Source organism: Vibrio aerogenes (genome assembly GCF_024346755.1).
Lineage (GTDB): Bacteria > Pseudomonadota > Gammaproteobacteria > Enterobacterales > Vibrionaceae > Vibrio > Vibrio aerogenes.
In genome coordinates this window covers 2,713,776-2,728,751 of record NZ_AP024861.1, presented here as the reverse complement: position 1 = coordinate 2,728,751, position 14,976 = coordinate 2,713,776, and the positions used below count along the sequence as shown (strand labels likewise).

General features: G+C 47.5%; 12 protein-coding genes. 8 read left to right on the top strand and 4 right to left on the bottom strand.

What is annotated here, in order from left to right; translation table 11 throughout:
• The first annotated feature begins 44 nt into the window (after positions 1-44).
• Positions 45-3,071, top strand: coding sequence for a pyruvate formate lyase family protein (locus OCV29_RS12085; RefSeq protein WP_073603203.1), 3,027 nt, complete (start codon positions 45-47; stop codon positions 3,069-3,071).
• Between the two features lie 247 nt (positions 3,072-3,318).
• Complete coding sequence (locus OCV29_RS12080) at positions 3,319-3,792, top strand: peroxiredoxin (protein ID WP_073603205.1); 474 nt, start codon at positions 3,319-3,321, stop codon at positions 3,790-3,792.
• Positions 3,793-4,127: 335 nt separating this feature from the next.
• Here the strand turns inward: OCV29_RS12080 and exaC are convergent, their stop codons facing one another.
• Complete coding sequence (gene exaC, locus OCV29_RS12075) at positions 4,128-5,648, bottom strand: acetaldehyde dehydrogenase ExaC (protein ID WP_073603206.1); 1,521 nt, start codon at positions 5,646-5,648, stop codon at positions 4,128-4,130.
• A 291-nt stretch (positions 5,649-5,939) separates the two neighbouring features.
• Here exaC and OCV29_RS12070 point away from each other — a divergent pair, with 291 nt between their 5' ends.
• The 6 genes from OCV29_RS12070 to OCV29_RS12045 all read left to right on the top strand — a co-directional run bounded on the left by OCV29_RS12070 (position 5,940) and on the right by OCV29_RS12045 (position 11,939).
• Positions 5,940-7,757: a sigma-54-dependent Fis family transcriptional regulator gene (locus OCV29_RS12070; RefSeq protein ID WP_073603207.1), complete on the top strand. Its 1,818-nt coding sequence runs from the start codon at positions 5,940-5,942 to the stop codon at positions 7,755-7,757.
• A gap of 249 nt (positions 7,758-8,006) precedes the next feature.
• Positions 8,007-8,327 carry a type II toxin-antitoxin system RelE/ParE family toxin gene (locus OCV29_RS12065; RefSeq protein ID WP_073603208.1) on the top strand — a complete coding sequence of 107 codons (321 nt, stop codon included), beginning with the start codon at positions 8,007-8,009 and terminating at the stop codon, positions 8,325-8,327.
• On the top strand, positions 8,324-8,602 hold the full coding sequence (locus tag OCV29_RS12060) for a helix-turn-helix domain-containing protein (protein ID WP_073603209.1): 279 nt from the start codon (positions 8,324-8,326) through the stop codon (positions 8,600-8,602). The genes OCV29_RS12065 and OCV29_RS12060 overlap by 4 nt, the downstream gene beginning before the upstream one ends.
• 192 nt (positions 8,603-8,794) lie before the next feature.
• Positions 8,795-10,243 carry an ATP-binding protein gene (locus OCV29_RS12055; protein WP_084193283.1) on the top strand — a complete coding sequence of 483 codons (1,449 nt, stop codon included), beginning with the start codon at positions 8,795-8,797 and terminating at the stop codon, positions 10,241-10,243.
• A 30-nt stretch (positions 10,244-10,273) separates the two neighbouring features.
• On the top strand, positions 10,274-10,717 hold the full coding sequence (locus tag OCV29_RS12050; protein WP_073603210.1) for an eCIS core domain-containing protein: 444 nt from the start codon (positions 10,274-10,276) through the stop codon (positions 10,715-10,717).
• 52 nt (positions 10,718-10,769) lie between these two features.
• A complete protein-coding gene (locus OCV29_RS12045; protein ID WP_073603211.1) occupies positions 10,770-11,939 on the top strand; it encodes a hypothetical protein in 1,170 nt (389 codons plus the stop codon).
• A gap of 234 nt (positions 11,940-12,173) precedes the next feature.
• Here the strand turns inward: OCV29_RS12045 and OCV29_RS12040 are convergent, their stop codons facing one another.
• From OCV29_RS12040 to OCV29_RS12030, 3 genes are all read right to left on the bottom strand, one after another.
• Complete coding sequence (locus OCV29_RS12040; protein WP_073603212.1) at positions 12,174-13,127, bottom strand: transposase; 954 nt, start codon at positions 13,125-13,127, stop codon at positions 12,174-12,176.
• 370 nt (positions 13,128-13,497) lie between these two features.
• Positions 13,498-14,256 carry an SDR family NAD(P)-dependent oxidoreductase gene (locus OCV29_RS12035; RefSeq protein WP_073603213.1) on the bottom strand — a complete coding sequence of 253 codons (759 nt, stop codon included), beginning with the start codon at positions 14,254-14,256 and terminating at the stop codon, positions 13,498-13,500.
• Positions 14,256-14,633, bottom strand: a complete 378-nt coding sequence (locus tag OCV29_RS12030) for a thiol-disulfide oxidoreductase DCC family protein (protein WP_073603214.1) — start codon at positions 14,631-14,633, stop codon at positions 14,256-14,258. Before OCV29_RS12030 ends, OCV29_RS12035 begins: the two co-directional genes overlap by 1 nt.
• Positions 14,634-14,976: the final 343 nt, after the last annotated feature.

The following is a 14,976-nucleotide window of genomic DNA, read 5'->3' as shown; positions in this document are numbered from 1 at the left end:
ATCTGCTTTGTACAGACAACAAACAGATGGCAAGGAGAAGAACAATGTCAGACGAATATAGCATCAAAGAGAAACAGCAGCAGAAACAGGACCGCGTGCTTTTTAGTTCGGTATGGAAGCAGCAGGGGCTGGCGCAGGAAGAAGCCTCAGAGCGGATAAAAAACCTGCATCAAACCTTGATTGATCTGGCGTTAACGGATCGCTCTGGAGAGTGGTTTGACCAACAGGAACTGGACCAGAAATTCGACATTGTGGGCAAATATGCAAACGACAGTGTGATTCTTCGCCGTGCAAAAGCGATCGATGCGATGATGCATGCACTGACCGATGAAACGTTAGCCCAACACCGCTACACGGACCGGATCCACGACGGTGAATTACTGTTGGGAAATATGACTATGGGGTCGAATGGTCTGGGAAAAGTTTTCCCGTCCTATCTGACTGAAGCGGAGCAAAAAGCGGGTTCAGCCACCAATCGCGGATCGCTGTCTTTATTTGGTCATAACACGATTAACTATGAAGATCTGGTTAACAAGGGCCTGAAAGCCGTGATTGAAGCGTGTGATGCGCATATCCGCGAGGTACAGACAGAAATAACGCAGAGTCAGGACAGGCGTGCGGCGTTGAAAGAATCGTCTGTGCCTGAATCTCAGTCAGTCTCCGGTATGATGGATGAGGTTGCGGTTTTGCTGGACAAATATCATCGTAAGGATGCGGAACTTGGCCAGCAGAAAGATTTTTATAAGTCAGTCAGAATTGCCTGTCAGGCGGTGATTGATTATGCCGGACGCTTTGCGGTGATTGCGGAGCAAGAGGCTTCCCGTCCGGATATTTCTGTACAGAGAAAAGCCGAGCTGGTTGAAATGGCCCGCATTGCCCGTAAGGTGCCCGGCCAGAAAGCAGACACTTTTCATGAAGCGATGCAAAGTATCTGGTTCTTCCATCTGGCGCTGCATACCGGGATGAACTTTATCTCTCTTGGCCGGCTGGATCAGGTGCTCAATCCGTTTTTAATCAAAGCCGGAAAAGACCAGTATCCCCGCTGTCTGGAAATCTTTGAATGTTTTATGATCAAAGCGGCCTGGCGTCTGAACCTTGACCTGACCCCGGCCAATATTAATAAGCAGGATCATGTGGATAACAACACCGTGCTGGGCATTAATCCTTATCTGATTGATCAGAAGGCCGGGATTAATAACTTCCTGCAAAACATCATTATCGGCGGGGTCAAACCTGATGGCAGTGATGCGACCAATGACTGTACGTATCTGATTCTCAAAGCTTATGCTCAGGTGAATTTGTCCACACCGGGGCTTTATATCCGGGTTGGCCGCCATACACCGGAAGGGCTGGAAGAGGCGATAGCCTCCGTTTGGGATGCGACCCGGAACAACCCGGCCATCATTAATGATGAAGTCATGATTCCGGCGATGAAACGCACGCTGGAAAACGGGCTGAAAGTGACACAGGATTACCTGATCCGGCTGGCGGAGCGCAGTGTCAGAAACTTAACCGTAGCGGAGCAGAATCATCTTTTCCATGTGCTGGAAAGCCTCATTGAGGATGTTGACCACGCTGCCGGGGCACCCGCAGCACTGAAAGGTCCGCTCCGGGAAAAAGCGCTTGATGGTTTAGAGAAAGTATTAGGTCATAATCCACATGAGATGATCAGCCGGTTCTATCAGAAAAAAATAGATGCGCTGGCCAATGATTACTGTGTGGACGGGTGCTGGGAGCCGATCTTAAATGGTTGCAGTGACTGGACCTTCGCTATGTTCTGCGCATTAACTCCGATGGAATGTGCGCTCAATCAGGGGGCATTACTTTCTGATAACCCGGAATTATTAATCGGGTCAAAAGTGGCGCCCAGAAGTGCCAAACCAAAGAATTTTTCAGCCCTGTTGTCGACGTTTGCAGAGCATCTGGATTTCTTTATTCATCAGTCGGTGACGTCCCTGTTCCGGTATTATCTGATTGACGAGTTTTCGACGCCGTCTCCGTTACTGTCCGCCTATCTGGACGGCTGTATGAAATATGGCCGGGACAAATCCTGGGCGGGTGCTGAATACAATATTGGCGGCGTGATTATGTCGGGTGTGCCGGATGTGGTGAATACACTGGCAGCGTTTAAAAAATGGGTGATTTTTGAGGATGACCGGGAAGCATTCAGCCGGGGTGAACTCAAGCAGCAGAAATACGATTATGATGTGGTGATTGAAGCGCTGGCAAAAGATTTTAAATCGGCCAGTCCGGATAATCCAAATGACCCGGTGCAGTCGTTATATAACCAAATCAAGACAGATTTTAATACCAATTCGCCCACGTTCGGCAACAACAGCGGCGACCGGGACGGCGTGGATGTGGATGCAATCTGTATCAAGGTCCTTGATGCGTATGAAGCATCGATGCAACGTGCCGCAACGTTTGCCATCGATACCTTCCAGAAACAGCCAGTGACCAAAGAAGAAGAGATGAAGAAAAGAGAACTGCGATGTATCGCCGGATTTTACGGTAAATCTCTTGAAGAACGGTTTGGCTATTTCAATATGATGATCTCTGCCGGACTGGGCACTTTTGAGCAGTATAACTGGTCTGGTCAGAATAATGCGGCATCTGCGGGCAGAGCAAAAGGGGCGCCGTTAATCCCGAATTTTTCACCCATGCCGGGAACAGTCAAAAACGGCTTTGCCGGGATTGCCGGCACCATGAGTAAACTGGCGTTACACCGGTTTGCAGGCGGGGTGATTACCGATGTGTGTATTGAACCGCCGACCGATCGTGAAAATGAGTTGTTAGCGGTGCTGGAATGTTTTATCCGGGAGAAAATGCCGATGATGACGTTAACGATTGGCGATAAAAGCCTGTATACCCGGATTTATGAGGAAGTTCATTATGCGCAGGAAAAACCCCGTGAAGAAACGGAAAAACTGCTGAAGAAATATGCCGGGGTCAATGTACGGATTGGTGGCTGGCAAACACCGTTTATCACGTTGCCCGTCTCGCATATGGAAAATTACATCGACCGGCCCATTAAAGCGGAAACTGAAGTGTCCGGTGAGGAGACCGAGTAAATATGAAACAGCTTCAGGCGGCAAAGCCTGAGTCGTTTACTGTTGATGAATCCCGGTCAGCCCGGGGTTCATTTTCGCTGCCTTGCTCAAAATGCTTTTAAATTGAACAAAATTTGTACCCGAAAGATAAACACGCTCTAAATAGTTTTCATTGAATAAATTCCGGATTAAGCTGTCAGATATCCTGTGTATTTGCAAAGATGGATACACAGGCATATTTATCATTATAAAAAACCGGAGAAAAGTCATGATCGAACAAGGAAACTCACTTCCTGAAGCCACACTCAGCCAGCTCACGGCTGATGGCATGCAACAGCACCAGGTTTCTGAATTATTTGCAGGCAAAAAAGTCGTTCTGTTTGCCGTACCAGGCGCCTTCACACCGACCTGCTCAGAAGCGCATTTGCCCGGCTATGTGGTACTTGCTGATCAGATCAAAGCGAAAGGCGTGGACCTGATTGCCTGTGTTGCGGTCAATGATGCTTTTGTGATGAAAGCCTGGGGAGAAACACAGAATGCTTCTGAGCTGATGATGCTGGCCGATGGTGACGGCAGCTTTACCAAAGCGCTGGGACTGGAAATGGATACGGCCACATTCGGTGGCATCCGTTCACAGCGGTACGCGATGATTATTGAAAATGGTGTGGTCACAACGCTGAATGTTGAAGAAGGGAAATCGTTTGAAGCCAGTAAGGCAGAAACGATTCTGGCGCTGTTGTAAACCAATCGCCTGAGCATTGAAAACAATCGACGGAAGCTGGTGCTTCCGTTTTTTATGTCCGGCGTTTTGTATTTTGTGTGTCTGTCCCTATAAGGGCGTGATATGTTTTTTGGGTGCCTGTCCCTGCAAGGGAGTGACATGTTTTTTGGGTGCCTGTCCCTGCAAGGGAGTGACATGTTTTTTGGGTGCCTGTCCCTACAAGGGTGTGACATGTTTTTTAGTGTCTGTCCCTGCAAGGTGACTGCTTTTTGGTGTCTGTCCCCACAAGGGGGTCACATGCATAGCAGCCAGCCGGCCGCATATGCATGTGAAGGGGGGAAGGGGGATACCTGTTGTCAGAAGAAACCTAATGGGTTCGTACTGTAACTGACCAGCATGTTCTTGGTATTTTGATAATGGCTGAGCATCATTTTATGGGTTTCCCGGCCAATACCGGACTTTTTATACCCGCCAAATGCTGCATGAGCCGGGTAAGCATGATAACAATTCACCCAGACCCGACCGGCTTCAATATTGCGTGACATCCGGTAGGCCTGATTCATATCCCTTGTCCAAACCCCGGCACCTAAACCGTATTCGGTGTCATTGGCGATTTCCAGCGCTTCAGCCTCATCTTTAAAGGTAGTAATAGCAATTACCGGGCCAAAGATTTCTTCCTGGAATACCCGCATTTTGTTGTGACCAAACATCATCGTCGGCTGAATGTAATAACCGCTGTGAATTTCACCCTGCTGGATGGCGGCTTCTCCACCAAAGAGGATTTGTGCTCCTTCTTCTTTGCCGATATCAAGATAGCTCAGTATCTTGTTAAACTGCTCCATCGAGGCCTGTGCGCCGACCTGCGTTTCAGTATCCAGCGGATTTCCCTGCTGAATCTGGCTGGCTCGTTTCACCACTTCTTCGACAAACCGATCGTAAATCGACTCATGAACCAGCACGCGGGAAGGACAGGTACAGACTTCCCCCTGATTGAAAAAGCCCAGTAATACGCCTTCAATACATTTATCAAGATAGTCATCTTCGTGATCAAAAATATCAGGAAAATAAACATTCGGAGACTTCCCGCCAAGCTCCACTGTCGACGGGATCAGGTTGTCGGCGGCACATTTAAGAATGTGTGTACCGACCTGTGTTGAACCGGTAAATGCGAGCTTGGCGATCCGGTTGCTGGTCGCCAGCGCTTGTCCGGCTTCCTGACCATAGCCGTTGACGATATTAATCACACCGGGTGGAAGTAAGTCACTGATTTTTTCCATTAAAACCAGAATAGACACGGGGGTCTGCTCTGCGGGTTTCATTACTACACAACATCCGGCAGCCAATGCTGGCGCCAGCTTCCAGGCGGCCATCAGCATCGGAAAATTCCACGGGATAATTTGTCCGACAACGCCGAGAGGCTCCGGAAAATGGTAACTGACCGTCGTGCTGTCGAGTTCTGCAGCACTACCTTCCTGTGCCCGGATACATCCGGCAAAGTATCTGAAATGATCGACCACCAGCGGCAGATCGGCCCCCAGTGTTTCACGCACCGGCTTACCATTTTCCCATGATTCCACGACCGCCAGCTGTTCCAGATTTTCCTCAATCCGTGAAGCAATCCTGAGTAGTATATTCGAGCGTTCGGTCACGCTGGTTGCTGCCCATTCGGCCCTGATGGCATGGGCTGCATCCAGTGCAAGCTCAATATCTTTTTCCCCTGATCGGGCGACTTTACAATAGCTTTTCCCGTTCACCGGGGACACATTATCAAAGTATTGACCATCGACGGGCTTGATCCATTCGCCGCCGATAAAGTTTTCGTAGTGCGATTTAAACTGAACAATGGCATCTTTCGTTCCGGGTTGGGCATAAATCATAATACGTTCCTCTTGATATGACCTTTGTTTCATTTTTTTAGAATTTTTGTGTATTGTGGTCCGCGGATTTATTTTCCCTGGCTCACAGACTGTGATACGCAAATCACAGGCCAGAAGCGAAAATCTTGTGTTGTTTAAATGTAAACATATGATTAAAGAATGGTTACAAGACGATTGAATGTCTGTCTGCGGTATGCAGTGCTGAGAAAAGTGAACTGTTCATGTGTTTCAATTTGACACATGGTTGGTGTTACAAAGTGACACAGTCGACGTAGAGAAGTGACATAGCTGATGCATATACAATATCCACACAATGACTGGCTGACCTTATCCTGGGATCGGTGTTCTCAGGCAGGCTTAAAACAACGCCGCCTTCCTGAGCATGTAACATTACCTTCAGCGGAATTAAAAGAGCGCCGCTGGATGGTTTCTCATTTGATACAGGCGATTGAAACGGATGCGCTGCCGCTGTTTAATCAGATGTTCGCTTCCAGTGACAGTCGTCTGGTGCTGACGGATAAAGAGGGTGTTATTCTTGCCACCTGGGGACAACCCCGGTTCCGGGAACGTTTGAATCAAATCGCCTTGAGTACCGGCGTTTGCTGGCAGGAAACCCTGAAGGGAACGAATGCCATCGGAACGGCGATTATTGAAGCCAAGCCTTTGACGATCAACGGAAAGCAACATTACATCCACCAGCATCAGTTTATCAGCTGCTCTGCCAGTCCGGTGATGAGCCCGGATGGCGAGCTCATCGGTATTCTGGACATTTCCAGTGAACAGCAACACCATGATATGCCAACTCAGATGCTGCTCCAGAGTATGGTGCAGATGATCGAAAACCATCTGTTATGCAGTCTGCCACGCAGCGAGGTCAAAATTCATCTGGCCTGTGAACAGAAGCTGTTACACAGTGGCTGGCAGGGCGTGTTAGTGACTGATAAACAGGGCCATATTCTGGCACATAATCAGATTGCTGCTCAGTTACTTCACCGGACAGACATGGTTGGCCTTTTGGCTGAGCCATTACTGCTTGAGGCGAATAATCTGGTCCATGAAAAAAACCGGCTGAAACAATTTTCTGCCAGACGACGTTACTCGCGCCCGGCTTCTGGCGGAGGTCATCTGCATTTGGGAGACACAAGCATTGAAAAAGCCTGGCAGCAGGCTATGAAAGTCATTCATCAGGATGTCCCCATGTTTATCAGCGGAGAGACCGGGGTCGGCAAAAATGAATTCGTCAAATTACTGCATCAGCAAAGTCACCGCAGTCAGCATCCGCTGGTGGTGGTGAACTGTGGTGCCATTCCCAAAGATTTAATTGAATCTGAGCTGTTTGGCTATGCGCCCGGTGCTTTTACCGGTGCGGGCGCGAAAGGTTATCAGGGCAAAATCCGTCAGGCCAGTGGCGGGATCTTATTCCTTGATGAAATTGCGGATATGCCGACAGAAGCACAATGTCGTTTACTACACGTATTGCAAGAGCGGGAAGTGATTCCCGTCGGCTCAAACCAAAGCCATCAGGTAGACATTCAGGTCATTGCTGCGACCCATAAGAATATTGCCCGGTTGGTTGAAACCGGCGCATTCCGGCAGGATCTGTATTACCGGCTCAACGGACTGGTCATTGAATTGCCGCCACTGCGTCAACGTCAGGATAAAGCTGCTCTGATCGAGCAAATACATCAAAAGTACAGCCGGAATCATCAGTCTCTCGAAGTGAATCTGAAGCGGATTCTGCAAGATTACCACTGGCCCGGCAATCTCAGAGAACTGGATAATGTGCTGAAAGTTTCCTGTTTACTGGCCGGTGATGAACAAATGTTGCAGCTTGGACATATACCTGATCATATCCTCCGCTCCCTGATTGCTAAACCGGTGTCTGTGCTCAAAGCGATATCTGAAAAATCTATGCCCGACAAAGATGTGTCCGACAAAGCGATGTCCGGCTCTGGCAAAAATCCGTCTGACCTCAAAACAATGCTGGATAATCAGCTGGTGCAAACGTATCAGGCCACACAGGGAAATATCAGCCAGACCTCAAGATTGCTGGGCATCAGCAGAAACACCGTGTACCGGAAACTCAAAGCATTGGGGGTGATGAACTGAGGTGATGTCATTGCACCTGAACTGATCCGTTTATGAAAAATCATGTTGTACGAGTGTGATATTGAGTGACGTTAAATCCTGAAAACTTTTTAACTCATTTTTTTCTCTGAAGTGTTTGTCAGAATGATCCAGATGACCTTGCTGGTTGCCTGAATATTGGTGTTTGCATCTTATTGATAATGAATGATGGCAAATATTGGACAATCTGAACTTATCATATAAGATAAGTTTTATGAGATAATCAAACTGATGAGTTGGAATATTGAGTTTTATGATGGCGTTGAGGAAACCATTCTGGGGATGCCACCAAAGCTTCAGGCCAGAATAATCAGGTTACTGGAGTTGATTGAGCAATATGGTGCACATCTTGGAGAGCCTCATACTAAAGCTATGGGTAATGGGTTGTTTGAAATTCGTGCAAAAGCCAGAGAAGGAATTGGGCGTGTACTGTTTTGCTATCTGAGGGGAACCAATATCATTGTGCTTCATACTTTTGTTAAGAAAAGTCAAAAAGTCCCCAAAAAAGAAATTCAACTGGCTTATCAACGGATGAGAGAGGTAACCCAATGAACCCGTTACGGTCGTTAAAAAACAAAGCGCTTTCAGATCCGGCGGTGAAGGCTGAATATGATGCTTTAGCGCCTGAATTCAGATTAATCAAAACTCTGCTTGCCATGCGTGAAACCGCTGGTCTGACTCAATTGCAGGTTGCAGAACGGATGGGTACGAAAGAAGCAAATATATCAAGGCTTGAGAAAGGTAATGGCAACCCGACCCTGAAGACGCTGGCGAAATACGCTCATGCCTGTGGATGTGAGCTGGAGTTTATGTTCAGGCGTCTCTGAAGCGAGACAGGTATTTTAATCGATGTATTCATGCCGGTACTTGGTACTTTTATGTCTGTATTCGTGCCGGTTTCCGTTTATTCTCACCGAACATGCAAAATTTCACCACAAATCAACTGTTCCTGAAATAGCCGACTACACTTATTTATATCAATTAAGTGCATATTTGTATGACTGGTATAAGGAATCGGTATGCGGGGTCTGGCTGAAAGCAATGCTCTGACTGAGAGTCATGTTCTGAATGAGAGTCATGTTGTCGCAGATTTGCGGCCGACGAGCGATCCGTCAGGCTGTTCCTCCGCAGAACAAAACATCCTGGCATTGTATCTGGAAACTGGGTGGCTGATGCAAGTGATCAGCCAGGTCATCTGCAGTTACCTGAAGCAGGAAGGACACGAACATCACTGGCTGGAGATTGAGCCGCCATCTCTTGAGCCCGGCAGCAGCCTGTATGCTGATTGTTTGATCGAGTGGCAGTTGAACACCTTTGAACGGCTGGCGCTGGCGCTTGTCATTGCCCCAACGATTCGGCCCGATGCGCTGGATTATTTCTTTGGTCTGAACGGGATGATTGACCGGCCATTTACCGAGTTTGGTGGTGTGACGGATAAAGCCTTTGGTGGTTTTCTTCCCACCGGACAAACCCTCAATTTTTTGCTCAGTGCCAATAATCCCGAATGGCATCTTCATACCCGTAATATTCTCTGTTCAAAACACCGTCTGATGGCTGAACAGGTGACCGAACTGCTGCCGGTGGAGGCTGGTTTGCCACGCTGGTCCGGCGTCTATCAGCTGAGTGATCAATGGCTGAATTACTTCATTACCGGCGAACGGAAAAGGCCGGAACACAGTACCAGCTTTCCAGCCCATTTGCTGGAAACGCCTTTGAGCTGGGAGGAGCTGGTGCTTGATTATCGTGTGATGGACAAAATCGAAGAGATCCGCGCCTGGCTGGCGCACGGCAAGACGCTGATGGAGGAGTGGCAGCTCAGTCACAAGGTGAAACCCGGCTATCGTGCGGTGTTTTCCGGCCCACCGGGGACAGGCAAGACGCTGACCGCCGCTCTGTTGGGAAAATCGACCGGACGCGACGTGTACCGGGTGGATCTATCGATGGTGGTCTCCAAATATATCGGGGAAACCGAGAAAAATCTCTCCCGGTTGTTTGATGCCGCCAGCTACAAGGAGTGGATTTTATTTTTTGATGAAGGCGATGCGCTATTCGGTAAGCGTACTGAAGCCAGCTCGTCGAATGATCGCCACGCCAATCAGCTGACCGGTTATTTATTGCAAAAAATCGAAGACTTTCCCGGCACCGTGATCATCGCGACTAACTTAAAAAGCAATATGGATGAAGCCTTCACCCGTCGGTTTCAAAGCATGGTGCAGTTCACCATACCCGGCCCGGAGGAGCGGTTACAACTGTGGCACAACGCATTCCGGGGTGTGTGTGAACTGGATGCGTCGGTAGATTTCACTGAGGTTGCGGAGAAGTTTGAAATGGCAGGCGGGCAGATCATTAATGTATTGCGCCAGTGTGCATTGACGGCGATTCGCCGGGGTGAACGTGTGGTGTATCAGGACGATATTCTGGACAGTATTCGTCAGGAATTTCGTAAAGAGAATAAGTTGATTGTCTGAAACCAGTGAGCAGGGTCAGGAGAAAAGATCATGTATGCGGACTTAAAAGATAAAACCAGCCACCGGCAGCAAGCCCCGGTGCAACGTCACACCGGACAAGGTGATGGCATGGTGCTTGAGGATAACCGCACGCCGGTCCAGCGGCAACCGAACAACACCGGCTTACCGGATAACCTCAAAAGCGGAATGGAAAACCTCAGCGGAATGAGCCTTGATCACGTCAAAGTGCATTATCACTCTGCTAAACCCGCCGCCGTGCAGGCCCACGCTTATGCGCAGGGCAGCGACATCCATCTTGCTTCCGGACAGGAAAAACATCTTCCCCATGAACTGGGTCATGTGGTGCAGCAAATGCAGGGAAGAGTGCAGCCAACGACATCTGTGAGCGGCATGGCGGTGAATGATAATCCGGCACTTGAAAGTGAGGCGACGGCGATGGGGGCAAGGGCGATGCAGATGAGATCGGATAGCTGATAAGAAAAAACTATTAGTGTAGCTTCAGGTTCAATTTGAAAAGGTTGGCACTATGTATACTCAAACAGAGAAATCAAAAGAGAATAAAAACCGGATGGCCATCAGTTCTGTTGTTCAGAAAAAAAGTAATAGGAAACAGGGTGTTGGTCTTGTGGATAATCGGAGGGAAATGGTTGAGCAGAGGAAATTGCAAAACAATATTTTCAATTGTGTTACACAGGGAGAACAGACTGATAGTCTTCTTCAAAGACAACCTGTAGTCCAATTTAACTTAGACCAAAACGGAAATAAATGTAAATCTCATGTCAAATGGATCCGAAAATTAATTCCTGAAATTCAGCTTCGTTTAAACGAACTAAGAGATATGGATGACTTCAGAAAGACATATCTGAATCTTCGTCACCAAACTAAAATTACTCAGGTAGGTATTCATATTGGTCGTTATCTGACAGAAACCAATCAAGATCATTTTTCTACAGATAATCATTTCAATAGCGGTAATGCAAGACGGTTGGAGTTTTTAGAGAATAGATTAATTGGTTACAAACTTGATATTAATGCGCTTTGGATGGAATTTGTAAACAGAGATGTGAATGACTTCTTACGTACGCAGGTAAGAAGAATGACAACCTTCACCACGAGAGTTTTAGCTGACTCGGATCTGGCGACAAGAGTGCTGAGTTTTAATAACCAGCCCATAGACAGAGACGATGTTGCACAACACGTGACAGACAGAATTCATTCTTTCAAACGCCCTGGCCTTAAAGGTTGGATGAAAGCCATTGATACTGAAGATTCCGGATCACATATTATTATTATTAGTGCGGGTAATCATGGCGGATTTCCAATTCACTTTACCAATCACAAAGATAACGTGAATGGAGTGGCTACTATAGATGAACATAATAATGCAGTAATTAACAAGTTGTTCCCTGATTCAGTTGGCTGGATGGGAGCTCATACCACTCTGGAACTCTTTGGTAAAAATGATCCCAAAAACCCTCATTTCTTTAAAGGTGAAGGCCTCAAAATGCCTTCTAATGCATCTAATGGTGATCAGCCGACTTTTAATCAACAATGCCGGGATAAACTTACTGAAGCCGGAATAACTGTGGCAAATACAGAGCTTGCTTTAAGTCATGCCCTTACCAATACCATAAATAATAAAATCGCTCCGCAAGTTACCAATTTAAAAGCAGAGCGAAACAATCAGATTCTATAAATGTAGAACAATAAAAAGAGAACTGAGAGGACAGGCGTATTGATAATAGACCAAGGACCAAAATAGACCAAGGACAGTCACGACCAAAAAGAAAGCCACAAATCTCCATCAACTCATCCTGATATTTATTTAATTGTTTGGAAAAATAACCAGAGAAGGGGAGATATTGAACTAAAAGAGAAGGGCTGACCGGGAAAAACCATTTTTCAGGCAAACGAATCCTGAGCTTTCAATCTAAACCCCATCAATGCGTGATTTGTTGAAATATTGTTTGACTACCGAGAGTGGTCCGGCGCGCCCAACCCACAGGTATCGCCTTCGCTCCAGATGTGTTACGAGCTTCAGGCATTCGGTTTGGTTCAGTGACAAGCGGGTAAGTATTTCGGGTTGGCGGTCATCGATAAATCCGCGTTTGCCAGCCCGGATTTGTCTGCCAACATAGTCGACCCACGCTATATAATCCATTAACCGGAATGGAATACCATCTGGCTGATATTGCTGCTCATAGCCGGTAAAAGGGAATAATTTGTGTGGCGTTGGCTGGCCTTGTTCCAATGCTTCCAGCCGTTTTTTGAGAGATGTATATGCCGAATCTTCCAGTGTTTTAGCCGTGTTGGCGCGTACAGGGTTGAGATCGGTATAGGCCATTGCGGCCAGCAGAGCAGCTTCATCCAGCAGTGCTTGTGACTTAAATCGGGACTCCCAGAAATGACCAGTGCAGCCATCTTCCCGATTGGCTTGAAGAGCGATATCGAAATTCAGCTCTTTCATCATCCAGCTTAAAGAGTAAAGTCGCTCCCGCCATTGCTGAATGATTAATTCGCAGCGTTTAAATTCAGCTTTGCAGGTCAGCTGACGTTTCATATATTGCTGAAGCAATAAAGGTAGTTGATGTTCTTTCTGCCAGCGTTCAATGACCTGAGCGTTAGTCAGACATTCGGCTTTCGGGCGGTTGATATGGACAACTAAATGATAGTGATTGGGCATGACTGCATAAGCGCAGATATCAATACAATATATACCAGCTAATTTGAGGATCCGTTTCTCCAGCCAGCCCCGCCGGTGTTCGTAAGAGCGCCCGGATATTTCATCCTCACCACACAAAAACGACCGTCTGACACAGCGGGAGACACAGTGATAATAAGGTGTGATCGCAAGATCGATTTGTTGGGCGCGTGGTATGGTCATAACAGTTAAGGCAAAGACTGAATAAGCAGAGAATGCAATAAATTTGGGAGGATGAAAAGTGCAGCTGTTTGATGTGCGGGTCAGGAAACATTTACCGTGAAATATGATGTTGATAAAAGACTAACGTTTATGAGGACAGACATTTGGGTGTTTGGGCGCAGTTTAGTTTATAAGGACAGTCATTTAAGTTATTTAAGTTTATAAGGACAGACAGTTTATAGATGCGAGGACATTCACCAGAAAGATGCGATTAATGCGATTAAGGACAGTCACCAGAAAAAGGGAGCTCTACAAAAGACAGTTTATAAGGACAAAGTACCAAGGACAGGCGAGAGACCAAAGAGACCTGGCCCATTCAGTCAGGCTTGCCTCAGGGCGCAATTTCTTTGCCATCCCACGCAAAGCACTTACCGCTGTCTTCCGGGGTAAGCCGGTCAATCACAGATAACAGATGTCCGGCCGACTGCTCAGGGCTAAACAACTGACCCGGAGGAACATTGTCCTGAAATGGCTTGGACAATTGACTGTCCACCGTACCCGGATGTAGCCCTGCGACGATAGCCTGTTGATGGGTTCTGCCGGTCTCTATCGCTGCATTTTTTATCACCATATTCAGGGCTGCTTTTGATGCCCGGTAAGCATACCAGCCCCCGAGCCGGTTATCGGTAATACTGCCGACACGGGCGGACAAGACAGCAAAAACTGCTGGTTTTTTTCTGTGTAAACGCGGCAAAAAATGTTTGGCGATCATTGCCGGAATAATCGTATTGACAGTAAATAGCTGATGAAATTTATCCGCAGAGACCTCGCGTAGTGATTTCTCCGGCCGGATGTGTTCATCATGAAGCATACCGGTTGCAATGACGATCAAATCAAAGTGAGTATCACCCGTTTGCTTTGCTGCCTGAGCGATATCGTCCTCATCATAACCTGCGAGTTGATAGCAGGTGACATTAGATAAAGACGCTTGCATCAGGGAAACCTGCGACGAACGCCGCGAGAAGCAATGAATGTGCACGTCCGGATGTGATTGAAGCAACTTCTTAATCAGCGCTTGACCGATGGCACCAGAGCTGCCAAACACCGCCACATGCTGAAAGGAATGAGGCCTGTGAAAATCCGGTGTCATCAATCACATTTCTCCTGTTGTGCAGCCACCTGACAGTGTGTCAGTTTCTGAAATCGCCAGTTGGCAAAAAACCGATAGGCGAGACCAGCTGCCTGACGAATGCCCGGTAATGCGATCAAAACGGCCAGCAGACGCCATCGTTTGAGTTGTCGCCAGATTAAAATAAATGCATCCACGCCCTGATGAATTGTGCCGGCGTCATCCCTTGCATGTAAGGCCAGTAACCCCTGAGCCACCGTGATGCCGTGTTGTTGCAGCTCCGTTTCTGAAGCCATCACATCCCGCCAGTGAAAAATACCTGCGGGTGCAATGCGACGGTAGTGATTGATTTCTCTGGAACATAACCCGCACTGTGCGTCATACCAAACGGTAATCATTCGGTTTCTCCTGATTTTTTTCAACTGAGATATTTACGGTGAAACTGCTGTTTTGGATCAGTGTGGCGGTGATTTTTATTTCAATGCGGCCTCCGGCTTTGCGTTACCTCATTGTCTGTGGTGTCTGGTCCGTTTTCCTGTTGTGTGAAACAGATTAAAACGGACCATATCCGAAGCTGAAAAGATCGGGAATTCAACCGGTTACTTTGACTCGAAAGCACCCAGATCGGGTGATGCGCCGTGATATTGATAGCCCACATAAGTTCCGGCATCGATTAAATCACTGCCGGATTTCAGATTCGCGTACTGAATGTGCGGTAAAGTGCCATCAGCCCGGCGTGTT

Excerpts from the sequence above, each read along its gene's own strand:
- OCV29_RS12085 (WP_073603203.1), top strand. The coding sequence starts at position 45 with ATGTCAGACGAATATAGCATCAAAGAGAAACAGCAGCAGAAACAGGAC.
- OCV29_RS12060 (WP_073603209.1), top strand. The coding sequence starts at position 8,324 with ATGAACCCGTTACGGTCGTTAAAAAACAAAGCGCTTTCAGATCCGGCG.
- OCV29_RS12065 (WP_073603208.1), top strand. The coding sequence starts at position 8,007 with ATGAGTTGGAATATTGAGTTTTATGATGGCGTTGAGGAAACCATTCTG.
- exaC (WP_073603206.1), bottom strand. The coding sequence starts at position 5,648 with ATGATTTATGCCCAACCCGGAACGAAAGATGCCATTGTTCAGTTTAAA.
- OCV29_RS12050 (WP_073603210.1), top strand. The coding sequence starts at position 10,274 with ATGTATGCGGACTTAAAAGATAAAACCAGCCACCGGCAGCAAGCCCCG.
- OCV29_RS12035 (WP_073603213.1), bottom strand. The coding sequence starts at position 14,256 with ATGACACCGGATTTTCACAGGCCTCATTCCTTTCAGCATGTGGCGGTG.
- OCV29_RS12030 (WP_073603214.1), bottom strand. The coding sequence starts at position 14,633 with ATGATTACCGTTTGGTATGACGCACAGTGCGGGTTATGTTCCAGAGAA.
- OCV29_RS12040 (WP_073603212.1), bottom strand. The coding sequence starts at position 13,127 with ATGACCATACCACGCGCCCAACAAATCGATCTTGCGATCACACCTTAT.
- OCV29_RS12080 (WP_073603205.1), top strand. The coding sequence starts at position 3,319 with ATGATCGAACAAGGAAACTCACTTCCTGAAGCCACACTCAGCCAGCTC.
- OCV29_RS12045 (WP_073603211.1), top strand. The coding sequence starts at position 10,770 with ATGTATACTCAAACAGAGAAATCAAAAGAGAATAAAAACCGGATGGCC.
- OCV29_RS12070 (WP_073603207.1), top strand. The coding sequence starts at position 5,940 with ATGCATATACAATATCCACACAATGACTGGCTGACCTTATCCTGGGAT.
- OCV29_RS12055 (WP_084193283.1), top strand. The coding sequence starts at position 8,795 with ATGCGGGGTCTGGCTGAAAGCAATGCTCTGACTGAGAGTCATGTTCTG.